Genomic DNA, 19,617 nt, shown 5'->3' with positions numbered 1-19,617 from the left:
GTCAATCCCTCTGTCCGTTGTCTGGGCCTGCCGGGGTTCCACTGCCGGCCCGGTGCCCGGCAGATCGCGGGGGCGTGAACGACCGCGCTCGCAGATCGGGTACGACCCCCAACTGCACGAGCCGGTCGAACCTGGTGAGCGGGCGCATGCCGAGGCCCGACATGTTGTACGTGACCAGATAGCTCAGGCGGCGGCTTCTGGCGGTGCCGCGCATGAGGCGCCGGCCCATGATCCGGCCGCCGCGGGAGGTGCTGGTCATCATGCGCGCCGCGTTGTGACTCATGGCGTGCACGGCCTCGATCCTGCTCATCCGGTCGTCCTCGTAGCCGCGCAGCGCCCGGTCGACGGCGGCGCCGTCGGTGACGTCGACGTCCGCGAGCCGGGCCGCCAGCCCCTCCGCCTCGTCGATCGAGGTGTTCATCCCCTGAGCCGCCAGGGGATGGACGACGTGCGCCGCCTCCCCGAGCAGGACGATGCCGGGCCGGACGAGCGCCGGGGCCCGGTAGTGCCAGACCGGCATCAACTGACGGTGTTCCAGGTGCTCTTGGAGCAGCCCCGCGATCGGGCGCAGCGCGGGTACCTGATCAACGAGCCCCGCGCACCAGCGCCGCAGCCCGGCCGGTCCGGCCCCGCGGAGTTCGTCGGCCCCCACCTGGACGTAGACCCGGATCCGCGCGTCCGGCAGCGGATAGAGCATGACCAGGCCGCGGTCCGTGACGTGGGCCGACACCTCGTCGTCCACCGGCAGCGTGCCGGGCAGCTCGAAGGAGAGCAACCGGTGGTCGTACGCGACGGGCTCGGCGTCGATCCCCGCGAGCCCCCGCAGGCGCGAGGACATGCCGTCGGCCGCCACGACCAGGCGGGCCCGAATGTCTACGGCCGCGCCGTCCACCATGGCGCGCACCCCCGAGACACGGCCCCCGCCGTCCGTGGCGAGCTCCTTGACCAGCACACCGCGGCGCAGACGCACCGTCGGGCCGAGCGAGGCGGCCATGCACTCCAGAATCGTCGAGTAGCCGTGGGCGAGCATCCAGGGCCGCTCGCCGCCGAGCGTCGCGAAGTCCATGGCCATCAGCTCCTCCCCGTCGGCCGTGCGGGCGACGAGGCGGCTCAGCCGGACCGCCCTCCTGGCTTCGAGGTGGCCGAGCGAGCCCCACGTGTGCAGGGAGTCCAGGGACCCGGGCTGGAGCACCTCGCCCTTCCAGAGCGAGGGCTGGGTCTGCCGCTTGTCCACCAGGGTCACCCGCAGACCCAGTTGGCCGAGGGCGCAGGCCGCCGCCGTCCCGGCGACCCCGGAACCGCAGATCAGCACGTCGGTGTCGAAGGCGGTGTCCGGCGGACGGCCGGTGCCGTGTCCGGTCGTCACGACGCCTCCCGCCGCGCCACCGGGCCGGCGGCGAGAGCGCTGCGGTAGGCGCCCAACGCCCGCAGTACGAGCCCGTTCCCGATCAGGCCGTCCGCGTAGTAGGCCAGACGCCGGATGTGCAGACAGACCGGGTTCGCGTCCCAGAGGCCGTCGTCGCCCTGCGCCGAGACGATCCATTCCGCCGCCCGCCGCAGCCGGTCGTCCTGGGCGGGCAGACCGGCGGCGAGCAGGCCGCGCAGGGCCCAGGCGGTCTCCTCGACGGTGCCCCGCGACGGATCGTCGCCGGGCGTGCCGGTATCGCCCGGGCCCCAGGAACCGTCGGCCAACTGCCCTGCCAGGAGGGCTTCGCGGGCGCGCCGCGCCGCGGGGTGGTCGCCCACTCCGCCGCGGGCGAAGGCCACGAGCGCCGTGGCCGTCGCCGCGGTGAGGCCCCGGTACCACAGGGCCTCGTAGGTGCCGTCTGGCCGTTGGGCGGCGAGCAGCCAGTCCAGGGCCTTGGCGATCCGGGGGTCGCCGCGGGACAGACCGCCGTCGAGCAGGGACTCGACGCACTGGGCCGTCGTGTAGGGGCAAGGGCCGTCGTTGGCGAGTGTGGTGTCCGGGACGAAGGTCCCCCACGAGCCCCGGCCGTCCTGCCGCGAGACGAGCCAGTCGAGACCGGTCCGCAGGTGTTCCGCGGGCTCCTCGCGGCCGGCGGGGGTGAGCGCGGCCAGCACATTGGCGCTGTCCAGGAAGTTCGGCCACCCGTGGGGGCCTTCCCAGCCCCAGCCGCCCGGCGGCGCGTCGTAGAGGGGGAACGCCTGGTCCTGCTGGCACCCGCGCAGCCACTGCCGGGCCCGGGCCAGCCGCGGATCGTCCCGGTAACCGGCGTCCGCCAGGCCGCGGGCGACGTAGGACCCGCCGATCAGGTCGAGCCCCTGCATGATGTGCCAGGAGCCGTCGGGCCGTACGTTCGAGCGCAGGTAGTCGACGGTGGCGGCGATCATGTGCGCGGGGGCCCCGGTGCGGCACAGGCCGATACAGACCACGGCGGCGAGCCAGTTGTCCCCGCCGTATCCTCCGCGGTCGTTCTCCCCGCGCTCCATCTCCTGGAGCAGGCGCAGCGCGGTCGGCCGGGCCAGCCGATGCAGCAGCCCTCCGACGCCCTTCGGGGCGGCGTCGTGTGCCTGGATGAACGCCATGGCCACGAAGGGCGCGGCCCGGAAGGAGAGCCGGGGCCGCCAGAGCCGCCGGGGCAGCAGCAGCAACTCCAGAGGGATGCGCCGCGATCCGCGCAGGCTCCGCAGCCCGGCCAGGGCGAGGAACGTCGTGGCCATGTGGACCATCCCGGGGTCGGCGAGCGACTCCACACCGCCGAGCGACCTGATCAGGTCCAGCGCACGCCGCGCAGGCTCCCCGGCCGTTCGCGGAGCCGTCAGCGTGAGGGCCGACGCCGTCACCACGGTGGGCACCAACTGCGAGGCGGCGCGGGGCACACCGCCCCAGCCGCCGTCCGCGTTCTGGGCGGCCGCCAGCCACTGTGCCCCCCGCTCGATCAGATCGCGTGAGCGCTCCGGGTCGGCGAGGTGCAGGGCGACCACGGCGCCGGCGGTCCCCAGGACCGCGGTGGGGCGGCGGTTCGGCCAGGAACCCTCGGGACGCTGGATCGCGAACAGCGCCTGCGCGGCGCGCGCGACCGAGCTGTCCACCCGGCTGTCCACGTCTGAGCACAAAACGAACCGTCCTCCTTAGGGAAAGCGGGCCGGTGCCGCCGCCGCGTCCCCGTCGGGGCGGGCGGGAACGCCGTGCGGGAACTCGTGCCGGGCACGCATGGCCTGCTGGGTGCCGAGCGTGACGGCGAGCATCGGAGCGAGAATCCCGATCGCGACGAGACCGCCGAGGCCCGGCACCAGGAACACGGCAGCCAGCACCATCCGTTCGACGACCAGGACCTCGTGCGACCGCAGGGCGAGATGGGCCGCGGGCTCGGGTCCGGACGCGTACAGCATGCCGAAGGCACCGCCGCCGAGTCCCGCCGCGACCAGGAGCGTCACGAGGCCGCCCTCCCGGTCGCCCGCCATGGTGAGCAGGCCCGCCACGGCCACGGAGACGGCCAGCGCGTAGAGCCCCGCCGCCGTCCGGACGGCTGTCCGGGGCCCGCGGCGGACCGGGAAGGTGGCGTATCCGCCAGCGCGGTCACCGGCGACGTCGCGCAGCGTGCCGACGAGATTGGACGCGGCGTCGTGCGCCCAGAACACCGGGACGAACAGGAGGATGCGCACCGGAGGGAGGTCCGAGGCCGTCATCGCCCCGAAGACGAGCGCCCCGCCGGTCAGCGATCCGCGCACCAGATTGCCCAGCAGCCCCCTGGCCTTGAAGAAGCCGTTGTAGGCCAGCGCCCCGCCGATACCGGCCGCGGTCACCATGAGGGTGCGGTAGTTGACGACGGCCGCCGTGACGACGGCGGCCGCGGCCAGGACAGTGCCGCAGCAGACCGCCGTGCGGGGGCGGATCAGGCCCGAGGGAATGGGCCGTTGCGGTTTGCTGACCGCGTCGAGCTCGCGGTCGAGATAGTCGCCGAGATAGTGCGCCGCGACCCAGATCAAGGTGGGCACGGCCCAGGCCGCCACCATCCGCGCGTCGTCGTGCCGGTCGCTGGTGATGGCGTGTCCGGCAAGGCCGACCAGGCCCACGTACCAGAGCGTGTACGGCCGCCAGGTGCGCACATGGGCCATGAGCGTGGCGCCGAGCCCGTGCCCGCCCACCTCAGGCGCTCCTCGTCGCAGGACGGTCCGCGACGCTGCCGGCCGGCACGCCGCCGTTCACCGTCGGGTCGGGCGTCCACGGCCGGTCCGTCGCCGCGCCGACGGTGTGGCCCAGGGTGCCGATCCCCGCCAGGGACACCTCGACCCGGTCGCCCACCGACAGGGGGCCCGAGCCGGTCGGGGTCCCGGTGAGGATCACGTCGCCGGGAAGCAGCGACATGTGCCGGCTGACCACCGCGACGATCTCGTGCACCGGGGTGAGCAGGCCGCGGGTGCCGCCGTCCTGGCGGACCTCGCCGTTGACCCGGCAGGTGATCGGTACGTCCGCCGGGTCGAGATCGGTGGTCAGCCACGGCCCCAGCGGCGTGAAGGTGTCGAAGTGCTTCGCCCAGACCGGCGGGTGCCCGCTCGGTTCCTCCGGGGCCCTGCGCACGTACGCGGTGAGGTCGTCGGCGCAGGTGTATCCGGCCACGACCTCCGCCGCGCGCTCCGCGGGGACACCCTTGCAGGCCGTCCCGATCACCACCGCCAACTCGGCCTCGTGCCGCAGCTCCCAGGGCTCTCCCGGGTGGCCGACCACGGCTCCGTGCCCGGCCAGCGTCGACGGCGGCTTCAGTACGACGGCGCAGGACGCGGGGCCCGCAGGGCGCCCGGGGCCGGCCGGCGACCCCTGCGGCGCGTAGTTGAGCGCGACACAGGCGATCTTGGTCGGCTCGGCGGGCGGCAGCAGCGTGACCTCGCTGAGCGGACGCGCCGGACCGATGCCCCCGACCCAGCGCCGGGCCCGGCCGTCGTACCGTACGGGCGCGAGGAGATCACCGTTCTCCTCGTGTACGACGCGCCCGTACCCGCGCCGGCCGTGGTCGGCGTATCTGCAGATCAACACCTGTGTGCTCCCTGTTCACCAGTGCAGACGGTGGGTCTTACCAGGCGACCGGCAGCTCCTCGAGGCCCAGCGTCACGTGCCCGCCCCGCCAGCCGAGGCTCTCCAGCGGCACGGCCGGCCGCAGGTCCGGCAAACGCCGTAGGAGGGTCGAGAAGGCCGTCTTGAGTTCGAGCCGTGCCAGGGCCGCCCCCAGGCAGTGGTGCGCGCCGTAGCCGAACGCGAGATGCGGGTTCGGCCCGCGCGTGACGTCGCAGCGTTCGCTGTCGGGGAAGACCGTCTCGTCGCGGTTGGCCGCGTTGACCGACACCTGGACCAGATCCCCCGCGCGGATCTCCTGCCCGCCCAGCCGCACCGTCCGGGTGGCCACCTGGACGCGGTTGACGTCGATGACGGGCTGGTAGCGCAGGATTTCCTCGACGGCGGGGACGACGAGGTCCGGGTCGGCGCGCACCTTGTCCAGCTGGGCCGGGTTGCGGAACAGCCGCACCATCCCGGCGCCGATCGCGGTCTGGGTCGTCTCCAGGCCGCCCGCGAGGACCACGACGGTCAGCGACAGCAGCTCCTCCATGGACAGCGCGTCCTCGCTGTCGTGGGCGTGGACCAGCCTGGTCAGGATGGACGCCTCCGGTGCGAGCTCGCCGCGCAGCGCCGCGCGTTCGACCGGCACCCGGCGAGCGATGTAGGCACTCAGTTCCTGCCACGCCCGCTGGTCGGGGCCGCCGTCGCCGAGCCTGGTGATGCGCTCGCACCAGCCGCTCAGCACCTGGCGGTCCTCGACGGGGAAACCGAGCAGCTCGCAGATGGCGAGGGCGGGCAGCGGAACGGCGAGATGCGCCACGAGGTCCGCCGGTGGCCCCGTCTCCTCCATGGCGTCGATCAGTTCGTCGGTCCACGCCTGGATGCGGGGCGTCATGGCCTCGATCCGCCGGACGGTGAAAGCCTTGGACACCAGGGCGCGCAGTTCGTTGTGGGGGCGGCCGTCCATGTTCACCGACCGTGCGCCGCCCGGTGTTTCGCCGGCCTGCCGGGCGCGCTCACCCATGACGTCCCGGGTGAAGCTCCGGTCGCTCAGCACGGTCCGGACGTCTTCGTTACGGGTCACCAGCCAGGCCTCTTGCCCATCTGCCAGCAGCACCCGCGGAAGCGTTTCCTGGCGGCGCAGTTCGACCAGGCGCGGATGCAGTTCGCCCGCGGAGTCCGCGGAACTGAGAAAATCAAGAACACGGTCCATCGTCGGAAATCCGATCTGGGTGATCCGCGTGAAAGGAGCCCTCATGGCTTCGCGAGGGCGGCTCGGGCGGCCCTCGTAACGTGGCATCACCCTGGCAGCTGCCCTCGGTGCCGACAATCCCTAATTAGTGGGGGAGTTCGCCGGCGACGTAGCACGCGCGATCGCGGCGTGGCCATCCCCAACTTTTCCCAGTTGTCGATGCCCGGGCCGTCCGACATCGTGACCACTCGAGTATGGAAAGGCGGTACAGCCTGTGCCCGACACGCGAGTCTCTTTCTCCGAGGACGAGTTCTCCGAGGACGCCTTCTCCAAGGACGGATTCTCCGAGGACCAGCTTTCCCGACAACGCCGGGTGGCGGAGGGTTTCGGCGCGGACGCCGCGCGTTATGACCGGACCCGGCCCAGCTATCCGGAAGCCCTGCTCCACCGCATCGTCGGAGCCCGCACCGGGCTCGACGTCCTCGACGTCGGCTGCGGTACGGGTATCGCGGCGCGGCAGTTCCAGGCGGCCGGCTGCACGGTGCTCGGAGTGGAACCGGACCCGCGGATGGCCGGGTTCGCCCGGGGGCGCGGGCTGGAGGTCGAGGAGTCGACGTTCGAGGACTGGAAACCGGCGGGCCGGTCCTTCGACGCGGTCGTCGCCGGGCAGACCTGGCACTGGCTGGACCCGGCGGTCGGGGCGGTGAGGGCGGCTCAGGCGCTGCGCCCCGGTGGGCAGCTGACGGTCTTCTGGAACGCGGAGGTCCCGCCGCCCGAGGTGCTGCGGTCCTTCGGTGAGATCTACCGGCGGGTGGTGCCCGACTCGCTCGTCGCACGCCAGTGGACGGCCAGCACCCTCGACGGATACACGATGCTGAGCGGCAAGGCGGCCGACGGGATGCAGCAGGCCGGTGTCTTCGACGCGGCGCAGGAGTGGCGCTTCCACTGGGAGAAGTCCTACACCCGGGACGAGTGGCTGGACCAGATGCCCGCCCACGGCGACCTCGGCCAGCACTCCGCGGACCAAGTGGCGAAGGTGCAGGAGGGCATCAGCGCCGTCATCGACGCCATGGGCGGCGGCTTCACCATGGGCTACACCACGGTCGCGGTGAACGCGGTGCTGACCCCCGCGTGAGCGCGTACGAAGGGACGACCGAGATGACGGCGACCGAACAAGGGACCCGGCTGGCCGACCAGTCCGCCGATGCCGCGACGATGCTCGCCTGGTTCCGGCGGATGCGGGAGAGCGAACCCGTCAGCCATGACGAGGAAGCCGGTGTGTGGCACGTCTTCCGCCACGCCGACGTGGAGCGCGTCCTCGCCGATCCAGGCACCTTCTCCTCCGACTTCAGCTCGTTCATGCCGGCGCAGGAAGACGTGGACCGCTTCATCAAGGGCAACCTCCTGCGCAAGGACCCGCCCCAGCACCGCAAGCTGCGCACCCTGGTGAGCAAGGCCTTCACCCCGGGAGTGGTCGCGCGACTCGCCCCGCGAATCGAGGTGATCGCCGACGAACTGCTGGACGCGAAGGCCGGCGCCGACCAGCTGGAACTGGTCGCGGACCTGGCGTCCCCCCTCCCCGTCACCGTGATCGCCGAACTGCTGGGCATCCCCGCCGAGGACCGCCCGATGTTCGGGCGCTGGGCCGACTCCCTGGTCGCCCCGGAGAGCCAGACGTCCTTCATACCGAACGAGGACCGCACGAAGGCCATGGCGGTCGTCATGCGGGAGATGAACGCCTACTGCCTGGAGCACATCCGCCGGCGGCGGGCCGCGCCGAGCCAGGACCTGGTCAGCAAGCTCGTGGCGGCGGAGGTGGACGGCCAGCGCCTGGACGACGACGAGATCATCGGATTCGTGGGGCTGCTGCTGCTCGCCGGACACATCACGACCACCGCGCTGCTGACCAACGTCATCCTGTGTCTGGACGAGTTCCCGGACATCGCCGCGGCACTGCGCGCGGACCCGAGCGCCCTGCCCGGCGCCATCGAGGAGGTACTGCGCTTCCGTACCCCCTTGGCTCCGAGCATGCGCAGGACGACGCGAGAAGTCCGGGTCGGCGAGCACACCGTACCGGCGGGCAGGATCTTGCTCGCCTGGCTGGCCTCGGCCAACCGGGACGAGCGGCAGTTCACGGCGCCGGACACCTTCGACATCCACCGCGCACCCAATCCGCACCTGAGTCTCGGCCACGGGATCCACTTCTGCCTGGGAGCACCGCTCGCCCGCCTCGAGGTGCGGATCGCCGTGGAGAAGATGCTCGGCCGCTGGAGCGGGATAGCGGTCGCGGACGGCGTCGAGTACCACGACGCGCGCGGCATCGTCGGAGCCAAGAAGCTTCCGCTGCACCTGCGTTGGGCCTGACGGCCCCAGAAGTGAGGGTACTGCCCGGCGAACAGGGGTGCGAGGATAAGGCGCATCCTCCGTGGAACAGCATGAAAAGGTCGTTTCCCCCGCCGCGTCGGGGAATGGCGCACCCTTCGTCGGGAGGACCGAGGTTCTGTGGACATGGTCACGGAGAATTCAGAGCCAGTCGATCCCGTACGCGTTCTCGCCCGACTCGACTCGCTCCTCAGGGAAGTCTGGGACGACCTGCCCGCCGATGTACCGGTGGATCGCGACGCGTCGTTCCTCAGCCTCGGCGTCGATTCGCTGACGCTGGTTCTGCTGCTCGACAAAGTAGGCGCGGAATTCGACATCGACTGGGAGACCGAGGTGTCACCGGGCGCCGCCAGTTCGCTGCGCTCGATCTCGGATCTGGTCGTGCGAAGGCGCTCCGACAACGCCGTTTGAAAAGGGGGGGCTTGTGCGTATCCGGGACATCTACCTCGCCGGAATCGGCGTGTTCCTGCCCACGGCGCAGAGCATCGGATCGGCGGTGGAACAGGGGCTCGTCCCGGCCGGCACGGCGGCGGAGTACGGGTTGTCGGGGGTCGCGGTCGCGGGACGGACCGCGGCGCCGGAAATGGCCCTGGCCGCCGCGCAGGAGGCGCTCAAGAGCAGCGGGGCGAGCGCCGAGGACATCGGGCTGCTCCTCTACACGGGCGTCTGGCACCAGGGCCCCGACGGCTGGGGCCCCCAGGCGTATCTGCAACGGCACCTGCTCGGCGACGACCTGCTCGCGATGGAGGTCAGGAACGGTTGCAACGGAACCTTCGGCGCGCTGGAACTCGCGGCCGGGTACCTCAAGGCCTTCCCCCATGTCCCGGCGGCGCTGGTCACCGCGAGCGACAACTTCGGCACGCCGCTGATTGACAGGTGGAACCCCGGCGACGGGGTGGCCTACCTGGGAGACGGCGCCAGCGCCGTCGTGGTGAGCACCACACCGGGCCTCGCGGAGATGCGTTCCCTGTGCACGGCCACGTTCTCGGCGATGGAGGAGGCCCACCGGGGCGGTGAGCCGCTCTTCCCGCCCGGCGCCACCACCGCCACCGCCCTGGACTACGGGGCCAGAGGCGCCGCCTTCCAGCGCGCGGCCGAGGAGGACGGCTCGTGGGTGCGGCTGCTCCTTGGCCACCAGAGGCACAACGTCGTCTGCACCGAGCAGGCGCTGGAGGAGGCCGGCGTGACGGCGGACGACATCACGCACGTCCTCATCCACGGCATGCCGCGCCGGGCGGCCGCCTCCTACCTCAAGATCCTCGGTTTCCCCCTCGAACGGTCGACGTGGGACTTCAGCAGGACCGTCGGGCACCTCGGCGCGAGCGACCACATGGCGGCGCTGCACCACCTGCTGGCGACGGAGCGACTCCACGCCGGGGACCACGTGCTGCTGTGCGGCTTCTCCCCAGGAGTGACGTACAAGGCGGCGGTCGTCCGCGTCCTCGGCACCGACCCGACTCGGAAACGTGAGGCCCAGGCCAGTGGAGTTTGACCTCACCGAGGAACAGCAACAACGGATCCGGCGCATTCGCGACGCCGCCGGCCGCCTGCCCCGCCCCGAGCCGGGGGAGGCCGCCGGAAGAGACGTGTGGCAGGCCGCGGGAGAGTCCGGGATCACCGGCCTGTGCCTGCCCGAAAACCACGGGGGCGGCGGGCTCGGCGCGCTCGACACGGCTCTCGGCCTGGAGGCGTTCTGCGCCGGCGGCGCCGACACCGGGCTCGCCTTCGCGATCGCGGCGCACCTGCTGGCCTGCGGCACCGCCCTCGCGCAGCACGCCGGCGAGCCGGTCCGGGCCGAACTGCTGCGCGGCCTCGCCTCCGGCAGGACGATCGCCGCCAACGCGATGACCGAGGACGGCGCCGGTTCGGACGTGAGCAGGCTCGCGACGACCGCGGTGCGCGACGGCGACGCGTACGTGCTCGACGGGGTGAAGTCCTTCGTCAGCAACGGCCCCCTGGCCGACATCCTCGTCACCTACGCGGTCACCGCGCCCGCCGCCGGGTTCCTTGGACTGTCCGCGTTCGCCGTCCCCACGGATCTGCCGGGACTGCGGATCGGCCCGCCCCTGGCCAAGGCGGGACTGGACGGCTGCGCCGCCGCCCGGGTGGAGTTCTCCGGGTGCCGCGTCCCCGGCGCGTACCTGATGGGTGCGGAAGGCCAGGGCAGCGCCATCTTCCAGACATCCATGACCTGGGAGCGGGCGTGTCTGCCCGCGATCTTCCTGGGCACGATGGAGGCCCAGCTGCGGCGCTGCGTCACGCACGCCGGGCAACGGCAGCAGTTCGGCCGGCGCATCGCGGACTTCCAGGCGGTCTCCCACCGTCTGGCCATCATGAAACAGCGCCTGGAGAGCAGCCGCCTGTTGCTGTACCGGGCGTGCTGGCAGGTCGACAAGGGCAGCCAGGACGCCGGTCAGGCGGCGGCCCTCGCCAAGGTCGCCGTCGCGGAGAGCGCGGTAGCCAACGGCATCGACGCCGCGCAGGTGTTCGGGGCGAAGGGATATCTGACCGCGGAGGGCGTCGGCGGCCGGCTGAGCGACCTCGTCCCCCTGCACATCTTCTCGGGGACGACGGACATCCAGCGGGAGATCATCGTCAAGGGGATGGGCCTGTGAGCAAGCCGGCCAACCTTCACGCGCTGCTCGCCGACGCCGCGGCGCGCACCCCCCGGGCTCCGGCCGTGGCGGGCCCCTGCGGCACGGCGACCTACGCGGAGCTCGACGCCCGCGCCGACGCCTTGGCCCGCGTCCTGGCCGGCCAGGGCGTCGGCCGCGGCGACCGGGTCCTCGTATGGGGTCCGAAATCGGCGGACGTGCTCGCCGCCATGCATGCCGTCCTGCGGCTCGGCGCCGTCTACGTCCCGGTCGACCCCCAGAGCCCCGCGGAGCGGGTCGAGACCCTCGCCCACGAGTGCGCGGCACGCGCGCTGTGCGCCCCGGCCGAACTGTTCCCACGCGTTCCCGACCCCCTGCGCACCGCTCTGGCCTGCGTCGACATCGAGATGCCGAACGGCGCCGCCGGGACGGACGGGGACGCGCGCGAGGCGCCGCATGTCGTCGTCGACGAGGACGAACCCGCCTACATCCTCTTCACCTCGGGTTCGACAGGCACGCCGAAAGGCGTCACCATCAGCCACCGCAACGCCCTTGCGTTCGTGGAATGGGCCGTCGAGGAACTGTCGGCCGGGCCCGGGGACAGGTTCGCCAACCATGCCTCATTCTCCTTCGACCTGTCGGTCCTCGACATCTACGCCGGGTTCGCGGTGGGCGCGGCGGTCTGCCCCGTCCCCACCGAATTCGCGTACGCCCCCGAACGCCTGGTCGAGTTCCTGTACCGGGAGCACATCACCGTCTGGTACTCCGTTCCTTCCGTGCTTACCCTCATGCGGCGCGACGGCGGCCTGCTCGACCGGCCGGCCCCTGAGGCGCTGCGTGCGGTGCTCTTCGCGGGCGAACCCTTCCCCGTCCACCAGGTCCGGGAGTTCGCCGAGTGGACCGACGCCCGGCTGCTCAACCTCTACGGCCCGACCGAGACCAACGTGTGCACGTACCACGAGGTCCGGCCCGAGGACCTGGAGCGCGACGTCCCGGTCCCGATCGGCGCGGCCTGCAGCGGCGACCGCGTCTGGGCGGCCGGTCCCGACGGCCGGGCGGCCGGACCCGGTGAGGAGGGCGAGCTGATGGTCGACGGCCCGACCGTCTTCCTCGGGTACTGGGGGCGGCCGGCCCAGCACGGCCCCTACGGCACGGGAGACCGGGTCAGAGTCCGGCCCGACGGCTCCTTCGACTATCTCGGGCGCGCCGACGGACAGGTCAAGGTCCGGGGTCACCGCATCGAGTTGAGCGAGGTGTCGGTGGCACTGCACACGCATCCGGAGGTGGCCGAGGCCGCGGTCGCCGCCGTGGGGGACGGGCTCGAACGGCATCTGGCCGCGTTCGTGGCCAGGACCCCGGCGAGCACCCTGGGGAACATCGGGCTCAGACGCCATCTGGCACGGCGGCTGCCCCCGCAGATGATCCCCGACGACGTGCGTTTCGTCGACGCGCTGCCCCGCAACGACCGGGGGAAGCTCGACCTCACGGCCCTGGTCTCCGCACACAACATACGAGGGGTGTCAGTGACAGCCAGGCAGGAACGAGAAGAGATCGCAACGAAGCTGCTCGCGTTCATCCGGGAGAGCTTCCTGTCCGGAGACCCTCAAGGAGAGCTCGCGGGTGACACACCACTCCTCGAACTGGGCATTCTCAACTCGCTGAACACCACGATTCTGATCGCCCACATACTCGGCGAGTTCGAGGTCAAGCTGCCCTGGAGCGATGTCACTCCGGAAAGCTTCAAGAACGTCGACAATCTCAGCGCGATGGTGTACGAGAGGCGGTCGTCCGCCCATGCATGAGCTGAAGTCCGACATGTTCCTCCTGCACGCGCCGAGCGTCTTCGACTTTCGCGAGCGCGACGATCTCCTCTTCGCGTATCTGAGCGACAGTGACAGCGTCAACGTGACCTCTGTCTACGAGATGTATCCGATCGGCTGGTTCTCGATCAAACAGCATCTGGCCGAGCACGACGTGCAGTGCGACATCGTCAATGTCGCCTCGCTGATGCTGATGCACCCGGAACTCGACGTCGAAGCGCTGATGGGCCGGCTCGAAGCACCCATCTTCGGTTTCGACCTGCACTGGATGACGCAGTGCTACGGCGCGATCGAGCTGGCGAAGCTCGTCAAGCGGGTCCATCCGGACGCGCTGACCGTCTTCGGCGGCATCTCGGCGACCTACTACGCCGAGGAACTCGCCCGGTACGACGCGGTGGACGTCGTCGTGCGGGGCTACGACACCCTCGAACCCGTCCGCCTCCTCACCGAGAAGGTGCTGAGGGGAGACCGGGACTTCCGCTCGATCCCGAACCTTCTCTACACCTCCGGCGATGAGGTCGAATCCACGGGGTTCGACCACAAGCCACAGACCAACTACAACAACGTCGCCAACAGTTGGTCGTACTACAAGAAAGCACCGGTGACGCCGCTCTCCAGCAAACTCATCATGACGCTGCCGAACACCGGATGCGCCCACGACTGCGGCTGGTGCGGAGGCTCCCGCTTCGCCTACCGCAACATCATGGACGTCCGCAAAACCCTCGTGCAGAAGGACAACGACCTGATCATCGAGGAGCTCAGGACGATGGGGGAGGCGGCCAAACACACCTCCATCTACGCCCTGCAGTGCTACTCCGAGAACAAGACCCGCATGCACAGCTACCTCGACGCCGTGCACGACTTCGGTTACCGGAGCGTCTACTTCGAGCAGTTCAACCTGACGCCGGACGACACCCTGAAGAAAATGGGCGAATCCACCGACGCCTACGTCCTGCTCTCGCCCGAGTCCCACGATCCCAGGATCAGCAAGGCGGCGGGGCGCGGCACGTTCACCATGGAAGAGATGGAGCGGTGGATCCCCCGCGCGCTGGACGCCGGGATCAAGGGCGTCATGGTGTGGTTCTTCATCGGCATGCCGTACCAGGACCGCCAGTCGGTGATGGACACCGTCGCCTACTCCGAGCGCCTGATCCGCAAGTTCGACGGATGGCCCGCACTGCCGCTCATCTGCCCGATGGTGCCCTTCCTCGACCCCGGATGCCGCTTCTTCGAGGAACCCGACAAGCACGGCTACCGGATCTTCCACCGCACGCTCGAAGAACACCGGCAGGCCATGATCGAACCGATCTGGTACCGCCGCCTCAACTACGAGACGCAGTGGCTCAGCCGACGCGATCTTCAGGACGTCTCCTACGAGGCGATCGCACGGCTCGTCAGCATCAAGGGCGAATACGGCGTGCTGCGCAGCGAATTCTGCGAGGCCGTACTGGAGACCATCGACCAGACCCGGCGACTGCTCGGGGAGATGGAACGCGCCTTCACGCTGGACGGCGAGCTGCCCGCCTCCCTCCGGGACGAGATGCGCGCGTACAACCGCAAGATCCTCGCCTACTCCAGCGATCAGATCCTGCCCGTGCCGCGACCCTTCGGCGGGCGCTGGTTCGACGACGTGACGGTGCCCGCCGAACTGATCAGCGAGTTGTCGGGCCCGAACGCCCGGGCGGTGAGCCACCCCGTGTGAGACCCGCCTGCCCGGCCCGACGGATTTCTGTTCCTGCGCATGAGACTTCCGAGGTGAGCTGTGCATGCCGAGACGGCAGCAACCCAAGACCTACGCAACCCCATCCCCCGGGACGCCGCGTCGAGGGCGACCCCGCCGGAGATCGAGCGCGTGAACCGGATGGTGACCCCGATCCTCCATCAGGCGGTCACCCGGTTCGACGACCGGCTCCGGCCCATGGTCGCCCACCACTTCGGGTGGCCGTCGAGTGATCTGCCGACGGCGACCACCAGCGGCAAGATGGTCCGCGCGACCCTCACCGTGCTGACCGGCGAGTGTTTCACCAGCGACGCCGAGGCGATCTCCCGCGTCGCGGCCGCGGGCGCCGCCGTGGAGATGATCCATAACTTCTCCCTCATCCACGACGACGTCATGGACGGTGACAAAGAACGCCGCGGCCGCCCGGCCGTCTGGCACGAGTACGGGATACCGGCCGCCATCCTCACGGGCGATCTGCTGCTCGCGCAGGCCCCGTTGATGCTGGACGGGCCCTGGGCCGCCGACCCGCGCGCGACGCGGCTGCTGGCCGAGGCCGTGGCCCGGCTCGCCGCCGGGCAGATGGCCGACCTCTCGCTGGAGGGCCGGGCCGAGGCCAGCCCGGACGAGGCGCTCGCGGTCGCCGCGGACAAGACCGGGGCGCTCCTGGCCTGCGCCTGTGAGCTGGGCGCCCTGCTGGCCGGCGCCTCCGAGGAGGCGACACGACGGTTCAGCCGGTTCGGTCTCCGGCTCGGTCTCGCCTTCCAGATCGCCGACGACATCCTGGGCATCTGGGGCGACCCCCGGCGCACCGGCAAGCCCGTCGGCTCGGACCTGCGCAGCAGAAAGGGCAGCTTCCCCGTGACGGCCGCCCTCGCCTCCGACACCCCGGAAGCCGCCGAACTGGCCCGCTTCTACGCCGACGAGGGACCGGTCGGGGAGGACGAGGCACGCCGCGCCACCGACCTGGTCACCCGGGCCGGCGGCTGGACGAGGGCGGTGCGGGAGATCGAGCGCTTCGAGATGCTGGCCCGCGAGGAGCTCAGCTCCGTACCGGGACTGCCGGTGGACCGCGTGGCCGCCCTGCTCTCGCTCACCAACTACCTCTCCAACCGGAACCATTGATGGGCCGGCACCCCGCACGAGCCGGAATCGGAGGCCCCGCATGAGTACCGTCGCGCGCGTCCCGCTCGGACGGCCCACGCCCCGGCGCCGTAAGACACGACAGATGATGGTCGGCTCCGTCGGCGTCGGCAGCGACCACCCCGTCTCCGTCCAGTCGATGACGACGACCGTGACCGCGCATGTGGACGAGACGCTCCAGCAGATCGCCGAACTGACGGCCGCCGGCTGCGACATCGTCCGGGTCGCGGTCCCCTCGCGCGACGACTGCGAGGCCTTGCCCGCCATCACCGCCAAGTCGTCGCTCCCCGTCGTCGCCGACATCCACTTCCAGCCCCGCTACGTCTTCGCGGCGATCGAGGCGGGCTGCGCGGCGGTGCGGGTCAACCCGGGCAACATCAAGCGTTTCGACGACCAGATCAAGGACATCACCCGCGCCGCGAGCGACCACGGCGTGCCGCTGCGCATCGGCGTCAACGCCGGGTCGCTCGACCCCCGCGTCCTGGCACGGCACGGCTCGGCGACCGCGGAGGCGCTGGTCGAATCGGCGATGCGGGAGGCCGAACTCTTCACCGAACACGACTTCCACGATTTCAAGATCTCCGTGAAGCACCACGACCCGATGGTGACGATCGAGGCGTACGAACTGCTGGCCCAGCAGTGCGAGCAGCCGCTCCACCTGGGCGTCACCGAGGCCGGCCCGATCCAGCAGGGCACGGTGAAGTCGGCGACCGCCTTCGGCTGCCTGCTCCGTCAGGGCATCGGGGACACCATCCGGGTCTCGCTCTCGGCGCCGCCGGTCGAGGAGGTGAAGGTCGGGGTCGAGATCCTGCGGTCGCTGGGGCTGCGCCCGCGGCAGTTGGAGATCGTCTCCTGTCCCTCCTGCGGACGGGCCCAGGTGGACGTGTACCGGCTGGCGGAGGAGGTCTCCGCCGGGCTCGAGGGGCTGCCCGTGCCGCTGCGGGTCGCCGTCATGGGATGCGTGGTCAACGGCCCCGGGGAAGCGCGCGAGGCCGACCTCGGAGTCGCCTCCGGGAACGGCAAGGGCCAGATCTTCGTCCGCGGCGAGGTCGTGCGGACGGTACCGGAGAGCCGCATCGTCGAGACGCTGATCGAGGAGGCGCTGCGGATCGCGGAGGAACAGGGGCAGGAACCGGGGCACGAGGGCGGGGAGGGCGAGACGCGGTCATGAGCTTGCTCCAGGACATCACCTCACCCGCCGACCTCAGAAGGCTCGACCGGTCCCGCGACGGCGAACTGTGCGCGGAGATACGCGAGTTCCTCGTCCACGCCGTGGCCAGGACGGGCGGCCACCTCGGTCCGAACCTCGGCATGGTCGAACTGACCGTCGCGCTCCACCGCGTCTTCGAGTCCCCGCGTGACGTGCTCCTCTTCGACGTCGGCCATCAGGCGTACGTGCACAAACTGCTGACCGGCCGGGCAGAGCGGTTCGGCGGCCTGCGCTCCGCCGGCGGGCTGTCGGGCTACCCCTCGCGGGCGGAGTCCGACCACGACGTCATCGAGAACTCCCACGCCTCCACCGCACTCTCGTACGCGGACGGTATGGCCAAGGCGTTCGCGCTGCGCGGGGACCATGACCGCAAAGTGGTCGCCGTCGTCGGCGACGGCGCGCTCACCGGCGGACTGGCCTGGGAGGCGCTCAACAACATCGGGGCCGCCCCCGAGCGGCCCCTGGTGCTGGTCCTGAACGACAACGGGCGGTCCTACCGGCCCACGACCGGGGCGCTCGCACGGCATTTGGACGGGCTCGGCAGACAGTCCACGGACCGCTCGGACTTCTTCGAGAGTCTGGGGATCGCCTACCTGGGAGCCGTCGACGGCCACGACTGCGCCGCGGTGGAGGAAGCCCTGCGGACCGCGGTGCGGATGCGGCGCCCCGTGGTCGTCCACTGCCTGACCGACAAGGGGCGCGGCTACCCTCCGGCCGCCCGTGACGAGGTGGACTGCTGGCACGCGGTGGGGCGCTTCGACGCGGCCACCGGTGCCGTCGCGACGCCGGGCGCACCTTCATGGGCCGACGTCTTCGCCGACGAGATGCTCACCCTGGCGGCCGAACGCCCGGAGGTGGTCGGGATCACCGCCGCCATGACCGTCCCGGTCGGCCTGCACAAGTTCGCCGCCAAGTTCCCCGACCGGGTGCACGACGTCGGCATCAGCGAACAGCACGCGGTCGCCTCAGCCGCGGGGCTCGCCACCGCCGGGCTGCGGCCGGTGGTGGCGATCTACTCGACTTTCCTGGCCCGGGCGTTCGACCAGGTGCTGATGGATGTGGCCCTGCACCGTCTGCCCGTCGTGTTCGTGCTGGACCGGGCCGGTGTGACCGGGCCCGACGGACCGAGCCACCACGGCATCTGGGACCTGTCCTGGCTGTCGCTCGTGCCCGGGCTGCGGGTGGCCGCTCCCCGCGACACGGCACAGCTGGGCCTTCTGCTGCGCGAGGCGCTCGACCGGGACGCCGGCCCGACGGTGCTGCGGTTTCCGAAAGGGCAGGCAGGAGCGGGCGTCGAGGCTGTCGAGCGGATCGACGGCCTGGACGTCCTGCGCGCGCCGCAGAATCCGGACGTGCTGCTGGCCGCCGCCGGCCCCCTGGCGAGCGCCTGCATGGAGGCGGCCGTGCTGCTGGCCGATCGGGGCGTGGAAGCGACCGTGGTCGACCCGCGCTGGGTGGCGCCCGTTCCCAACGCGCTGGTGGCGCTGGCGAGCACGTATCCGCTGACCGTGACCGTCGAGGACAACATCGGCCGCGGGGGGTTCGGCGAGCGCCTCGGCCGGTCCGTCGCCGAGACCGACGCCAGGACGCGCGTGGCCTGCCTCGCCCTGCCGACGGACTTCCTCGGGCCCGGCGGCCGGGACGCGTTGCTGCACGCTCACGGTCTGTCGGCACCGGGGATCGCGGAGCGGGTTCTCGCCTGGACGAGGGCGACCACCGGCACGGAGGAGGGCGCATGACCGACACCACGCGCACACAGCCCGGCAGCGCCGGACAGCCGCCCGGCGCGCGGGACATGGCCGGCGTGAAGGCCCTGGTGACCGGAGGGACCAGCGGGATCGGCCTGGCGACCGCGATGGCGTTCGCCGGGCGCGGTGCGGACGTCGCCGTCACCGGGCGGGACGAACAGCGTGGGCGGCAGGTCGTCAAGGCCATCGCCGAGGCCGGCGGCGTGGCGGACTTCATCGCCGCCGAACTGCACGGAGAGACCTCCGCGAGGCGCCTCGCGCAGGCCGCGGTGGCCCGGTTCGGACGGATCGACGTACTGGTCAACAACGCGGGCGTCTTTCCGTTCGGCCCGACCGAGCGGACGACGGAGGCGGACTTCGACGCGGTGTTCGGCCTCAACGTCAGGGCGCCGTACTTCCTCGTCGCGAGCTAGCGCCCGCGATGGCCCGGCGCGGGCACGGCGCGATCGTCAACGTCACCACCGCGGCGGCCGCCTACGGCGCCGCCGGCCTGGGCCTCTACGGTGCCAGCAAGGCGGCCCTGGTGCTGCTGACGAAGGCGTGGGCCGCCGAGTACGGTCCGCACGGGGTCCGGGTCAACGCGGTCGGCCCCGGCCCGACGCGCACGGAGGGAACCGCCCCCGGGGCGCCGCCCTCGACCGGGCGGCGCTGGCCGGGCCCGCGCGGCGGCCGGGCACGGCGGAGGAGATCGCCGGTGCCATCGTCTTCCTCGCCTCGGAGCAGTCCAGTTTCGTGCACGGGGCGATCTTGCCGGTCGACGGAGGCCGGGTCGCCGTCTGACGACAGCGCCGGTGCCC

The 19,617-nt window shown here is 71.5% G+C and carries 16 protein-coding genes and 1 pseudogene; 12 read left to right on the top strand and 5 right to left on the bottom strand.

Translation table 11 applies throughout. The features are described from left to right. Nucleotide 1: 1 nt before the first annotated feature. Genes ABZS71_RS27395 through ABZS71_RS27375 form a run of 5 tightly spaced genes read right to left on the bottom strand, consistent with a single transcriptional unit; the run spans nucleotide 2 to nucleotide 6,227 of the window. Nucleotides 2–1,366 carry an NAD(P)/FAD-dependent oxidoreductase gene (locus ABZS71_RS27395; RefSeq protein ID WP_356214370.1) on the bottom strand — a complete coding sequence of 455 codons (1,365 nt, stop codon included), beginning with the start codon at nucleotides 1,364–1,366 and terminating at the stop codon, nucleotides 2–4. Beyond that, nucleotides 1,363–3,078 (bottom strand): prenyltransferase/squalene oxidase repeat-containing protein, encoded by a 1,716-nt coding sequence (locus ABZS71_RS27390; RefSeq protein ID WP_356214368.1) that lies wholly within the window; start codon nucleotides 3,076–3,078, stop codon nucleotides 1,363–1,365. The genes ABZS71_RS27395 and ABZS71_RS27390 overlap by 4 nt, the downstream gene beginning before the upstream one ends. A 15-nt stretch (nucleotides 3,079–3,093) precedes the next feature. After that, nucleotides 3,094–4,110 carry a UbiA family prenyltransferase gene (locus ABZS71_RS27385; protein WP_356214366.1) on the bottom strand — a complete coding sequence of 339 codons (1,017 nt, stop codon included), beginning with the start codon at nucleotides 4,108–4,110 and terminating at the stop codon, nucleotides 3,094–3,096. Between the two features lies 1 nt (nucleotide 4,111). After that, complete coding sequence (locus ABZS71_RS27380; protein WP_356214364.1) at nucleotides 4,112–4,996, bottom strand: fumarylacetoacetate hydrolase family protein; 885 nt, start codon at nucleotides 4,994–4,996, stop codon at nucleotides 4,112–4,114. Nucleotides 4,997–5,033: 37 nt separating this feature from the next. Then, a complete protein-coding gene (locus ABZS71_RS27375) occupies nucleotides 5,034–6,227 on the bottom strand; it encodes a cytochrome P450 (RefSeq protein WP_356214362.1) in 1,194 nt (397 codons plus the stop codon). A gap of 253 nt (nucleotides 6,228–6,480) precedes the next feature. Here ABZS71_RS27375 and ABZS71_RS27370 point away from each other — a divergent pair, with 253 nt between their 5' ends. From ABZS71_RS27370 to ABZS71_RS27315, 12 genes and pseudogenes are all read left to right on the top strand, one after another. After that, nucleotides 6,481–7,341 carry a class I SAM-dependent methyltransferase gene (locus ABZS71_RS27370; protein ID WP_356214360.1) on the top strand — a complete coding sequence of 287 codons (861 nt, stop codon included), beginning with the start codon at nucleotides 6,481–6,483 and terminating at the stop codon, nucleotides 7,339–7,341. After that, a complete protein-coding gene (locus ABZS71_RS27365) occupies nucleotides 7,338–8,570 on the top strand; it encodes a cytochrome P450 (protein ID WP_356214358.1) in 1,233 nt (410 codons plus the stop codon). Before ABZS71_RS27370 ends, ABZS71_RS27365 begins: the two co-directional genes overlap by 4 nt. Nucleotides 8,571–8,714: 144 nt before the next feature. Continuing rightward, nucleotides 8,715–8,999, top strand: coding sequence for a phosphopantetheine-binding protein (locus tag ABZS71_RS27360; protein ID WP_356214416.1), 285 nt, complete (start codon nucleotides 8,715–8,717; stop codon nucleotides 8,997–8,999). A gap of 13 nt (nucleotides 9,000–9,012) precedes the next feature. Then, on the top strand, nucleotides 9,013–10,080 hold the full coding sequence (locus ABZS71_RS27355) for a ketoacyl-ACP synthase III family protein (RefSeq protein ID WP_356214355.1): 1,068 nt from the start codon (nucleotides 9,013–9,015) through the stop codon (nucleotides 10,078–10,080). After that, the gene (locus ABZS71_RS27350) at nucleotides 10,070–11,203 is read left to right on the top strand and encodes an acyl-CoA dehydrogenase family protein (protein ID WP_356214353.1); all 1,134 of its coding nucleotides are present in this window, start codon (nucleotides 10,070–10,072) and stop codon (nucleotides 11,201–11,203) included. Before ABZS71_RS27355 ends, ABZS71_RS27350 begins: the two co-directional genes overlap by 11 nt. After that, nucleotides 11,200–12,984, top strand: coding sequence for an amino acid adenylation domain-containing protein (locus ABZS71_RS27345; RefSeq protein ID WP_356214351.1), 1,785 nt, complete (start codon nucleotides 11,200–11,202; stop codon nucleotides 12,982–12,984). Before ABZS71_RS27350 ends, ABZS71_RS27345 begins: the two co-directional genes overlap by 4 nt. Next, nucleotides 12,977–14,704 carry a cobalamin-dependent protein gene (locus ABZS71_RS27340; protein WP_356214349.1) on the top strand — a complete coding sequence of 576 codons (1,728 nt, stop codon included), beginning with the start codon at nucleotides 12,977–12,979 and terminating at the stop codon, nucleotides 14,702–14,704. Before ABZS71_RS27345 ends, ABZS71_RS27340 begins: the two co-directional genes overlap by 8 nt. A 159-nt stretch (nucleotides 14,705–14,863) precedes the next feature. Next, nucleotides 14,864–15,844, top strand: a complete 981-nt coding sequence (locus tag ABZS71_RS27335) for a polyprenyl synthetase family protein (RefSeq protein WP_356214414.1) — start codon at nucleotides 14,864–14,866, stop codon at nucleotides 15,842–15,844. A gap of 40 nt (nucleotides 15,845–15,884) precedes the next feature. Next, a complete protein-coding gene (gene ispG, locus ABZS71_RS27330) occupies nucleotides 15,885–17,033 on the top strand; it encodes a flavodoxin-dependent (E)-4-hydroxy-3-methylbut-2-enyl-diphosphate synthase (protein ID WP_356214347.1) in 1,149 nt (382 codons plus the stop codon). Next, complete coding sequence (locus tag ABZS71_RS27325) at nucleotides 17,030–18,811, top strand: 1-deoxy-D-xylulose-5-phosphate synthase (RefSeq protein WP_356214345.1); 1,782 nt, start codon at nucleotides 17,030–17,032, stop codon at nucleotides 18,809–18,811. The genes ispG and ABZS71_RS27325 overlap by 4 nt, the downstream gene beginning before the upstream one ends. After that, nucleotides 18,808–19,376 (top strand): annotated as a pseudogene (locus tag ABZS71_RS27320) (SDR family oxidoreductase); the annotation flags it as partial. The gene ABZS71_RS27325 and the pseudogene ABZS71_RS27320, both read left to right, overlap by 4 nt. Then, a complete protein-coding gene (locus ABZS71_RS27315) occupies nucleotides 19,361–19,600 on the top strand; it encodes an SDR family oxidoreductase (RefSeq protein WP_356214412.1) in 240 nt (79 codons plus the stop codon). The pseudogene ABZS71_RS27320 and the gene ABZS71_RS27315, both read left to right, overlap by 16 nt. Nucleotides 19,601–19,617 lie beyond the last annotated feature (17 nt).

Source organism: Streptomyces sp. NPDC005393, from assembly GCF_040606675.1.
GTDB lineage: Bacteria > Actinomycetota > Actinomycetes > Streptomycetales > Streptomycetaceae > Streptomyces.
Note: the sequence above shows the minus strand (reverse complement) of the source record. Positions and strands in the feature narration are given on the sequence as shown.